Source organism: Streptomyces sp. NPDC056361 (genome assembly GCF_042262805.1).
Lineage (GTDB): Bacteria > Actinomycetota > Actinomycetes > Streptomycetales > Streptomycetaceae > Streptomyces.
Genome location: NZ_JBHJQI010000230.1, coordinates 1 through 8503, shown reverse-complemented (window position 1 = coordinate 8503; position 8503 = coordinate 1). Strand labels below are relative to the sequence as shown.

The following is an 8503-nucleotide window of genomic DNA, read 5'->3' as shown; positions in this document are numbered from 1 at the left end:
GAGTTCCGTCGCAGGATCGGGGGAGGACGGACGGCGCGGCGGCGGAAGGGGCACGAGATGGCGAAGAAGGACGACGGGAAGAGGAAGCGGGAGCCTCGCGAGCCCCGGGAACCGGTCCTGTGCGACGTGCTCCGCGTCCCCGCCGGCGAGCGCGTCGACCTCGGCTCGTACGACGCCTCGGCCACCCCGGCCGGCCCCACGGGCAAGGCCGCCGGACTCGCCGCGTCCGCCGCCCTCGCCCCACGCCTCGCCGCCCTCCAAGACCGCCTCTACGCGTCGAGCACCGGCGGCGACCGGCGGCGCCTCCTCCTCGTGCTCCAGGGCATGGACACCAGCGGCAAGGGCGGCACCGTCAAGCACGTCATCGGCCTCTTCAACCCGTCCGGCTGCCGCATCCACGCCTTCAAGGCCCCCACCCCAGAGGAGCGGAGCCATCCGTTCCTCTGGCGCGTCATGAGGGCCCTCCCCCTGCCCGGCGAGATCGGCATCTTCGACCGCTCCCACTACGAGGACGTCCTCGTCGCCCGCGTCCGCGACCTCGCCCCCCGCCCCCGGCTCGACCTCCGCTACGACGAGATCAACCGCTTCGAGAAGTCCCTCGCCGACGACGGCGTCACCCTCGTCAAGGTCTTCCTCCACCTCTCCTACGAGGAACAGCGCTCCCGCCTCCTCGAACGCCTCGACAATCCCGACAAGCACTGGAAGTTCCACCCCGCCGACATCGACGACCGCCTCCTCTGGCCCGCCTACCAGGACGCCTACGCCCTCGCCCTCGAACGCTGCACCACCGACCACGCCCCCTGGTACGTCGTCCCCGCGGACCGCAAGTGGTACCGCAACTGGGCCATCAGCACACTCCTCCTCGAACACCTGGAAGCCCTGGCCCCGGCCTACCCACCGGGCGACTTCGACGTGGCGCAGTGCCGGGCGCGGCTGTTGGAGACGTGAGCGGAGCCACCGAGTGGCCCCGCCCGTCGTGACGCTGCTGTCGAGTCGCGAGCGTTAGACACTTTGATCGGTTAACTTCCGATCGTGAACATTTCTGCACGAAAGATGGCGGCGCTCGGAGTCCTGGGCGCCGTCCTCGTCGGCTGCGGCGGGGGTGGGACGGAGAGCCCGGCGCGCGAGGCGGATGCCCCGGTCGTGTCGCGCAGCGCGTCGCCGAAGGCGAGTGCGGCCGCCGCCGGCCCCAAGCCCGCGCGCGTGCCGACGGCCCCGCCCACGATGGCGGCGGGACCCGGAGGGCTCACCCCGGTGTACACGCGGAGGGCGAAGGGGGTCGAGAAGGTCGTCGCGCTGACGTTCGACGCGGACATGACGGCGGACCAGGGGCCGAGGGCGGCGCGGGGGGAGCGGTTCGACAATCCCGAGCTGATCGCGACGCTGAGGCGGCTCGACGTGGACGCGACGGTGTTCATGACGGGCCGTTGGGCGGAGGAGTACCCGGAGCAGGCGAAGTCGATCGGCGGGGATCCGCACTTCGAGATCGCGAACCACTCCTACAGCCACTACGCGTTCGCGTCGCCCTGCTACGGCCTGCCGACCGTCGCGGGCCCCGACATGGCGACCGACGTGCAGCGGGCCTTCGACGCCTTCCGCGACGCCGGGGCGGTCAACGTCGTCCCGTACTTCCGCTTCCCCGGCGGCTGCTACGACGACGCCGCGCTGCGCGCCCTCGGCCCGACCGGCGTCACGGCCGTCCAGTGGGACGTCGTCAGCGGTGACGCGTTCGCGAAGGACCCCGGCCCCGTCGCCGAGCAGGTCGTCGACGGGGTGAAGCCCGGCTCCCTCGTCGTCCTGCACTGCACCCGCAGCGCCGCCCCCGTGACCGAGCAGGCGATCCGCCGCATCGTTCCGGAACTCCGCGCCCGCGGCTACCGCTTCGTGAAGGTCTCCGAGCTCATGAGCCGGTGAGCCGGCGGGCGGACCGACCAGGGGCCGCGGCTCACTCCAGGCGGGCCGTGGCCCGGCAGGAGAGGGCGGCCGTGACCGCCACGAGGAGGAGGGCGCCGGCGCAGGCGAGCACGGGCGGGTCGGCGGTCGTGGTCCGGGCGCCGGTGATCAGGGCGGTCATGGCGTGCTTCGCCGGGGAGCCCGTGGTGACCAGGGCGAGGAGGGAGCCGAGGACGAGGGCGGTGAGCGACCAGCCGGGCGCGGGGAGGAAGGGCCGGGAGGACAGCACGCCGACGGCGGCGCCCGTCAGGGCACAGGCGAGCGCGGCGAGCAGCCCGGTGGATCCGGCGGCGAGCACGGTGACGCCGCGCCGGTCGCTCACCGCCGTCACGGTGAGGACGGCGACGGTGCCGACGACCGCCGGCCAGGCGGCCCCGGTGAGCAGCGCCGCGAGGTGCGCGCGGCCCCGGCCCGCGGCGGCGGCGATCACGCTCCGGGCGGCGGGCGGCTCCTGCGTGAGGCAGATCCGCACCGACCAGGCCGCGACGGGCAGCAGCGCGGCGGCGGTGAAGCCGAGGGCGCCGAGCACGGGTTCGCCCGCGCGCACCCCGACGCCGACGACGGCCACGTACAGGAGCAGCGGCGCCAGCCAGCGTTGCGAGCGGAGCAGCAGTCCCGACTGGTAGCGCAGGAGCGCCGTCATACCCGTACGCCTTCGCTGTCGAGGTGGTGGACGTGCCAGGCCGCCGCGAGGAGCACTCCGAGGAGGGCGTCGGAGTGCGCCGCGTCCACGGTGAGGACGAGGGTGCCGGTACGGGTGCCGGGGCCGTCGCGGTCGGGCGCCGGCTCGGTGACCGGGTCGCCCGGCAGGCGCGCCGGAAGCGGCCGGCCGCCGGACACGGTGATCCTGACGAGGGGTCCGGGGGCGTTCGCCGCCGTCTCGCGCACCTCCCGCACCCGGCTCGCCGCCACCCCGTGCACCGCGTCCGCCTCTCCCGCGAGCCGCCGTGGATCGTGGTCGACGAAGACGACGGTCGCACCCGCCGCGAGGCGTTCGCGGACGGCAGCGTCCAGCTCCGCGCGGGCGCCGGTGTCGAGGCCGGTCCAGGCCTCGTCGAGGACGAGGAGGCCGGGGTCGGCGAGGAGCGCCTGGGCCACGGCGACCTTCTGGCTGGTGCCCTTGGAGAGTTCGGCGAGGGGGGTGCGGGCGTGGTCGGCGGCGCCGAAGCGTTCCAGCCACTCCGCCGCGCGGGTCCGGGCGGCCGCACGGCCGATGCCCTGGATCCGTGCGAGGTGGACGAGGTAGTCCTCGGCGGTGAACGGCAGGGCCGCCGGGAAGCGCTCGGGGACGTACGCGGTGCGGGCCGGACGGCCGGTGATCCGGCCCTCGGTGGGCGCGTCGATGCCGGCGAGGAGCCGGAGCAGGGTGGACTTGCCGGTGCCGTTGGCGCCGACGATCCGGACGAGGGAGGCGGCGGGCAGCGTCAGCCCGACCTCGCGCAGGACCCACGGTCCGCGCATCCCGTGCCGTCGCCCGACCCTCTCCAGTCTCGTTCCCGTACCCGGTCCGGCGCCCACCGCGACCCCCGCTCCCCGCCCGTCCCGCTCCGGCCTCAGTTCGACGCGTTCTTCTGCGGGGTGAGCTCGCTGGGGCGGACGACGACGAAGCCCTGGCCCTCCAGCTTGAGCTGGACCGCTTCGCCCGAGCCGCCGCGGATCATCGAGCCGAGGGACTGGGAGCGGTGCAGCGAGGTGTGCAGCTGCTCGCTCCAGCCGACGACGGCGTCGGTGTCGACGTAGACCGGGGCCTGCGGAGTGACGGGGATGACGATCGGGTTGCCCTCGCACATCAGGGCGATCTTGCCGTGGCCGGAGAAGACGGAGTTGAAGATGCCGCCGCCGGTCATGCCGGCGCCCTTCACGGTCTTGATGTCGTAGTGGAGGCTCGCGTCGAAGCAGAGCACGTTGCGGCCGTTGACGGTGAAGGCCTCGCCCTGCTCGATCTCGACGATGAAGCAGTTCTGCGCCTCGTGCGCGAACCAGGCCTCGCCCTGACCGCGCACGGCCATCAGCGCCAGGCCCTCACCGGTGACGGCCCGCTTGAGGAGGCCGCCGATGCCCTGGGCCTTGCGCTCGAACTGGAGGTCGCCGCGGAACGCGATCATGGAGCCCTGTCGGGCGTGCATCTCGCCGTTGACGGTGTACTTGACCGACTTGGCGTTCTGGAGGGTCATCCCCGGGAAGCCGGCGGTCTCGGCGAGGTGCTCGCCTGCGAAAAGATCACTCTTCATGAGGGGCATCCTGGCCCGGAAGCGATGATTCCCACAAGAATCACTCGTCACGGCAGTGGCAGACTTGCCGGGTGAGCAGCAACGAGACCGATCTCCGTGACGAGAAGCCCCAGTTCGTCCTCCCCCTGGTCGTCCGCATCGAGAAGGACGCGCCGCCGGCCAGGACCGACGCCCTGGAGACCGCGGCGCGGGCCGTCCTGGAGATCCTCACCGACGACCGCTCCCTCGGCGACGGCGAGTGGGCGCAGGCCATGACCGACTGGCAGGACGCCCGCATCCGCAAGGTGGTGCGCCGGGCGCGCGGTGCCGAGTGGCGGAAGGCGGGCGCGCTCCCCGGGATCACGGTCGACGGCAAGGAGGCGGAGGTGCGGGTCTTCCCGCCGGTCCCGCTCGACGGCTGGCCCAAGGAGCTGGCCAAGCTCCAGGTCTCGGGCACCGACCTCGACGACCCGGCCGCGCCCGGCCCCGTGCCGGACGGGGCGGCGGTGCTCTGGCTCAACCCCGAGCTCGACATGTCGGCCGGCAAGACGATGGCGCAGGCCGGGCACGGCGCCCAACTGCTGTGGTGGGCGATGTCGGAGGCCGAGCGCACGGCGTGGCAGGAGGCCGGATTCCCGCTCGCGGTCCGGACCGCGACGGCCCGGGACTGGGCGGATCTGACGACGAGCGGGCTCCCGGTGGTGCGGGACGCCGGCTTCACGGAGATCGCACCGGGCTCGTGCACGGTGGTGTCCGCGTTCCCGAACCTCAAATGAAGCTCTGAACGTCCCCCTCGTGGGGTTCGAACGTCGCCGCCCGGGTCATCACCGGGGTGACTGAGGACCGAAGGAGGGGGACATGACGGAACTCGGCATCGGCATCGGCTGGCGTCCCGAGATCGCGGAGGCGGTGGAGGCACTGCCCGGCCTCGACTGGGTCGAGGTGGTCGCGGAGAACATCTGCGCCGGCCACCTGCCCGACTCGCTGACCCGGCTGCGGGCCCGCGGCGTGACGGTCGTCCCGCACGGCGTCTCGCTGGGGCTCGGCGGCGCGGACCGGCCGGACCCGGCGCGGCTCGCCGCGCTCGGGGAGAAGGCGGTGGCCCTGGGGGCGCCGCTGGTCTCCGAGCACATCGCCTTCGTACGGGCCGGGGGGCCGCTCACGGCGACGCCCGTGATCGAGGCCGGCCACCTGCTGCCGGTGCCGCGGACCCGCGACGCGCTCGACGTCCTCTGCGAGAACGTCCGGATCGCCCAGGACGCGCTGCCGGTGCCGCTCGCCCTGGAGAACATCGCGGCCCTGATCTCCTGGCCGGGCGAGGAGATGACGGAGGGGCAGTTCCTCGCGGAGCTCGTCGAGCGCACGGGGGTGCGGCTGCTCGTCGACGTCGCCAACCTGCACACCAACCACGTCAACCGCGGCGAGGACCCGGCGAAGGCCCTGTCCGAACTGCCCGTGGAGGCCATCGCGTACGTCCACGTGGCGGGCGGGGTGGAGCGCGACGGGGTCTGGCACGACACCCACGCGCATCCCGTGCCCGGGGCGGTGCTCGGCGTCCTCGCGGACCTCGCGTCGCGGGTATCGCCGCCGGGGGTGCTGCTGGAGCGGGACGACGACTTCCCGTCCGCGGCGGAGTTGTCGGGGGAACTGGACGCGATCCGCGCCACGGCCGCCGTGGGCGTGCGTTCCGCCGGGGCGGACCGGGTGGGCACGGCCCACCAGCACGGCGCCCGTTCCGTGGTGCCCGTCTCCCGGCGGGCCGTCACCGTCCGGGAGCACCCGCTGCTCATAGGCGCCGGCGCCCGCGTCTCGGGCGGCCTGATGCCGGGCGCGCCGGCGGAAGCCCCCGCGGAGGCACTCGCGGAGGCACCCGCACCGGCCGCCCCCGCCCCGAGCGAAGCCGCGCGCCAGCGCCTCGGCCTCGCCCAAGCCTCCCTGCTCTCCGCACTGGTCGCCGGGACCCCCGTGCCCGAGGGCTTCGACAGCCGGAGGCTCGGGGTGCAGAGCAGGGCGCTGGCGGCGAAGCGGGCCGGCGTCGTCGCGAAGGTGGCGCCGGAGCTGCCGGAGATCCTGGGGAAGGGGTTCCGGCCGGCGTTCCTGGCGTACGCGAGGTCGCGTCCGATGAGCGGCGGATACCGCCGGGACGCGCTGGACTTCGCCGAGCACCTGCTGGTGGCCGAGCGTCCGGAGGACGCGGAGGCGCGGCGGAGGCTCACGGAGTGGTGGCAGGACCGTTCCGGCAGCCGACCGCCCGGCCGTGCGACCCGGCTGGTCCGGGCCGCCCGTCACGCACTCGTACGGAGATGACCATGGGCGCTCTGACCCTCCTCCTCTACACCGCCGGTGTCACCGGCATCGTGCTGCTCGTCGCCCGGGTGATCCGGTCGCGCCGCGGCTCCGGCGGGCCGGTGCACGACCGGTACGAGGCCGCCTTCCTGAGCGGCGGACCCGCCCGGGTCGTCGACACGGCGCTCGCCGCGCTCCAGGCGGACGGCAGGGTCGCCATCGGCGGCCCCGGCATCGTGGCCGTCGTACGCCCCACCGCGTACGACCCCGTCGAGCGCGCGGTGCTCCACGAGCACGCCGCCGCCCCGCACGGGGCGCTGCACCACCTGCGGACGGCCGTGATGCGGCACCCGGCGGTCCAGGAGATCGGCGACGGGCTCGCCGGCCGCGGGTTGATCGTCGCCCCGGCGACCCGGCGGACGACGCTCCGGTGGTGCGCCGTCCTCGGCTTCTCCGCCTTCCTGTTCTTCCCGGTCGCGGCCGTCCTGACGATCGTGGAGTTCGCCAGCGACCCCGACGCGTCGGTGCCGTACTTCGTGAAGGTGCTGCCGCTGCTCTTCGGCGCGGGGGTCACGGCCCTCGTGTGCGGGGCGGTCTCCGCGAAGCCGGTCACCTCGGCCGGTCTGCGGGCCCTGTCGGCGTACGGCCGCGGGCACGGGCACCTCGCCGACGCCGGGCACCTGGTGGCCCTGCACGGGCTGCGGGCGCTGTCGGACCCCGTACTGCGCGAGCAGCTCCTCGCCGCCGCGCGGGTCCACGGGGGGCCGCGCCGACGCGGGCGCGGGCAGCGGACGCCGTCGGCCCACCACTACTCGTCGGCGGACGCCGCGGTCCTCGGCGTGGCCACCACGTGGTGCGCCGACAACGGCTCCTGCGGCGGGGGCGTCGGCTCCGGCCCGTCCGGGTCGTCGTGCTCGTCGGGTTCCTGCTCGTCCGGGTCCTGCTCGTCGGGTTCCTGCTCCTCGGGCGGTTCCGGCGGCTGCGGCGGCGGTTCGAGCAGCTCGTGCTCCAGCTCCAGCGGGAGTTCGTGTTCGAGTTCCAGCGGGAGTTCCTGCTCCAGCTCCAGCGGCTGACCGCCCGTGCGCACGGCGGGCGCGCCCATTCGAGTGGCGGGCCCGCCCGTCCTCCCGTAGAACTCGGACATGATCTGGGTTCCCCTGTTCCTCGTGGCCTGCGTCGTGGCGGGTGTCGGCTGCGCGCGGGTCTGCCGTGCGGCGCTCGCCGCCGCCCTGCCCCACCCCGGTGCCCCGGGGAGCGGAACCGACCCGGACCTCACCCTGTGCGAGGCCGCGTACCTGGCCGGCGGTCCGCTGCGGGTCACCGATCTGACCCTGGTGTCGATGCACCGGGGGCGGCGGCTGCTGCTCGCCCACACCGGCTGGGCGACGGTCGTCGACGCGGGCGGCGCGGACCGGGACGAGCTGGAGCGCGCCGTGCTCGGGGCGATCGGGCCGGGCGGCCAGTGCCCCGTCCCCGCCGTACGTCCGGTGGTGGCCGCCGGCGACGCGGTGCGGTCCATCGAGGAGCGGCTCGTCGGTCTGGGGCTCGCCGTGCCGGCGGCCGGCCGGCGTGAGGTCGCGGACGGGCTGCGGGCGGTGAAGGCGGGTTTCGTGCTGAGCCTGGTGCTCGGGACGGCCGCGGCGCTGCTCGTCCCGGTGGCCGAGCGGACCCTGGTGGTGGCCGCGTTCACGCTGCCGCTGCTGGCCTCGGGGCTCTGTCTGCTGATCGGCGCGGTCGAGCGGTACCCGTACACGCGCTGGGCCTCACCGGCCGGGCAGCGGCTGCTCTCCGGCCTCTCCCCCGCCGATCCGCTCACCGCCCTGGCGACGCGCGGGCCCGCGGTCCTCGAACCCGAGCTCCGTGCGGCCCTCCGGGGGCAGGCCCGCCGGGGACGGGACGACAGACCCTAGGGGCGGCACCGGCGGCGGGAGGGCCGGGGCGCTTCGGAAAGGCCCCGGAAATGACGCCGGTGCGGCGCGCGTCACGCGCGCCGCACCCGGAGCCGGACCCCGTGTCGGGGGGGCGGCGGGCACGTGTTTACCCCCAGGCGGCTG

The 8503-nt window shown here is 74.8% G+C and carries 9 protein-coding genes; 6 read left to right on the top strand and 3 right to left on the bottom strand.

The annotated features are described in order from the left end of the window. Positions 1–57 precede the first annotated feature (57 nt). Both ACFCY7_RS38630 and ACFCY7_RS38625 read left to right on the top strand, forming a co-directional pair. Entirely contained in the window at positions 58–948 is an 891-nt protein-coding gene (locus ACFCY7_RS38630; RefSeq protein ID WP_376490762.1) for a PPK2 family polyphosphate kinase, read from the top strand. Positions 949–1053: 105 nt separating this feature from the next. Continuing rightward, positions 1054–1914 (top strand): polysaccharide deacetylase family protein, encoded by an 861-nt coding sequence (locus tag ACFCY7_RS38625; RefSeq protein WP_376490761.1) that lies wholly within the window; start codon positions 1054–1056, stop codon positions 1912–1914. Positions 1915–1945: 31 nt separating this feature from the next. Here the strand turns inward: ACFCY7_RS38625 and ACFCY7_RS38620 are convergent, their stop codons facing one another. The 3 genes from ACFCY7_RS38620 to ACFCY7_RS38610 all read right to left on the bottom strand — a co-directional run bounded on the left by ACFCY7_RS38620 (position 1946) and on the right by ACFCY7_RS38610 (position 4184). Then, positions 1946–2596 (bottom strand): ABC transporter, encoded by a 651-nt coding sequence (locus tag ACFCY7_RS38620; protein WP_376490760.1) that lies wholly within the window; start codon positions 2594–2596, stop codon positions 1946–1948. Continuing rightward, positions 2593–3414, bottom strand: a complete 822-nt coding sequence (locus tag ACFCY7_RS38615) for an ATP-binding cassette domain-containing protein (RefSeq protein ID WP_376490759.1) — start codon at positions 3412–3414, stop codon at positions 2593–2595. The genes ACFCY7_RS38620 and ACFCY7_RS38615 overlap by 4 nt, the downstream gene beginning before the upstream one ends. Positions 3415–3506: 92 nt before the next feature. Then, positions 3507–4184, bottom strand: a complete 678-nt coding sequence (locus tag ACFCY7_RS38610) for an AIM24 family protein (RefSeq protein WP_376490758.1) — start codon at positions 4182–4184, stop codon at positions 3507–3509. Positions 4185–4255: 71 nt separating this feature from the next. On the opposite strand from ACFCY7_RS38610, the gene ACFCY7_RS38605 reads away from it, so the two are divergent. The 4 genes from ACFCY7_RS38605 (at position 4256) to ACFCY7_RS38590 (ending at position 8359) form a co-directional block, all read left to right on the top strand. Then, the gene (locus tag ACFCY7_RS38605; RefSeq protein ID WP_376490757.1) at positions 4256–4939 is read left to right on the top strand and encodes a peptidyl-tRNA hydrolase; all 684 of its coding nucleotides are present in this window, start codon (positions 4256–4258) and stop codon (positions 4937–4939) included. An 82-nt stretch (positions 4940–5021) separates the two neighbouring features. Beyond that, positions 5022–6470 (top strand): DUF692 domain-containing protein, encoded by a 1449-nt coding sequence (locus tag ACFCY7_RS38600; RefSeq protein ID WP_376490756.1) that lies wholly within the window; start codon positions 5022–5024, stop codon positions 6468–6470. Between the two features lie 2 nt (positions 6471–6472). Then, complete coding sequence (locus tag ACFCY7_RS38595) at positions 6473–7522, top strand: TIGR04222 domain-containing membrane protein (RefSeq protein ID WP_376490755.1); 1050 nt, start codon at positions 6473–6475, stop codon at positions 7520–7522. A 69-nt stretch (positions 7523–7591) separates the two neighbouring features. Continuing rightward, on the top strand, positions 7592–8359 hold the full coding sequence (locus tag ACFCY7_RS38590) for a TIGR04222 domain-containing membrane protein (protein WP_376490754.1): 768 nt from the start codon (positions 7592–7594) through the stop codon (positions 8357–8359). Positions 8360–8503 lie beyond the last annotated feature (144 nt).

Bases quoted from the DNA above. Each gene is read 5' to 3' on its own strand.
- ACFCY7_RS38630 (WP_376490762.1), top strand. From the start codon at position 58: ATGGCGAAGAAGGACGACGGGAAGAGGAAGCGGGAGCCTCGCGAGCCC.
- ACFCY7_RS38625 (WP_376490761.1), top strand. From the start codon at position 1,054: ATGGCGGCGCTCGGAGTCCTGGGCGCCGTCCTCGTCGGCTGCGGCGGG.
- ACFCY7_RS38620 (WP_376490760.1), bottom strand. From the start codon at position 2,596: ATGACGGCGCTCCTGCGCTACCAGTCGGGACTGCTGCTCCGCTCGCAA.
- ACFCY7_RS38615 (WP_376490759.1), bottom strand. From the start codon at position 3,414: ATGCGCGGACCGTGGGTCCTGCGCGAGGTCGGGCTGACGCTGCCCGCC.
- ACFCY7_RS38610 (WP_376490758.1), bottom strand. From the start codon at position 4,184: ATGAAGAGTGATCTTTTCGCAGGCGAGCACCTCGCCGAGACCGCCGGC.
- ACFCY7_RS38600 (WP_376490756.1), top strand. From the start codon at position 5,022: ATGACGGAACTCGGCATCGGCATCGGCTGGCGTCCCGAGATCGCGGAG.
- ACFCY7_RS38595 (WP_376490755.1), top strand. From the start codon at position 6,473: ATGGGCGCTCTGACCCTCCTCCTCTACACCGCCGGTGTCACCGGCATC.
- ACFCY7_RS38590 (WP_376490754.1), top strand. From the start codon at position 7,592: ATGATCTGGGTTCCCCTGTTCCTCGTGGCCTGCGTCGTGGCGGGTGTC.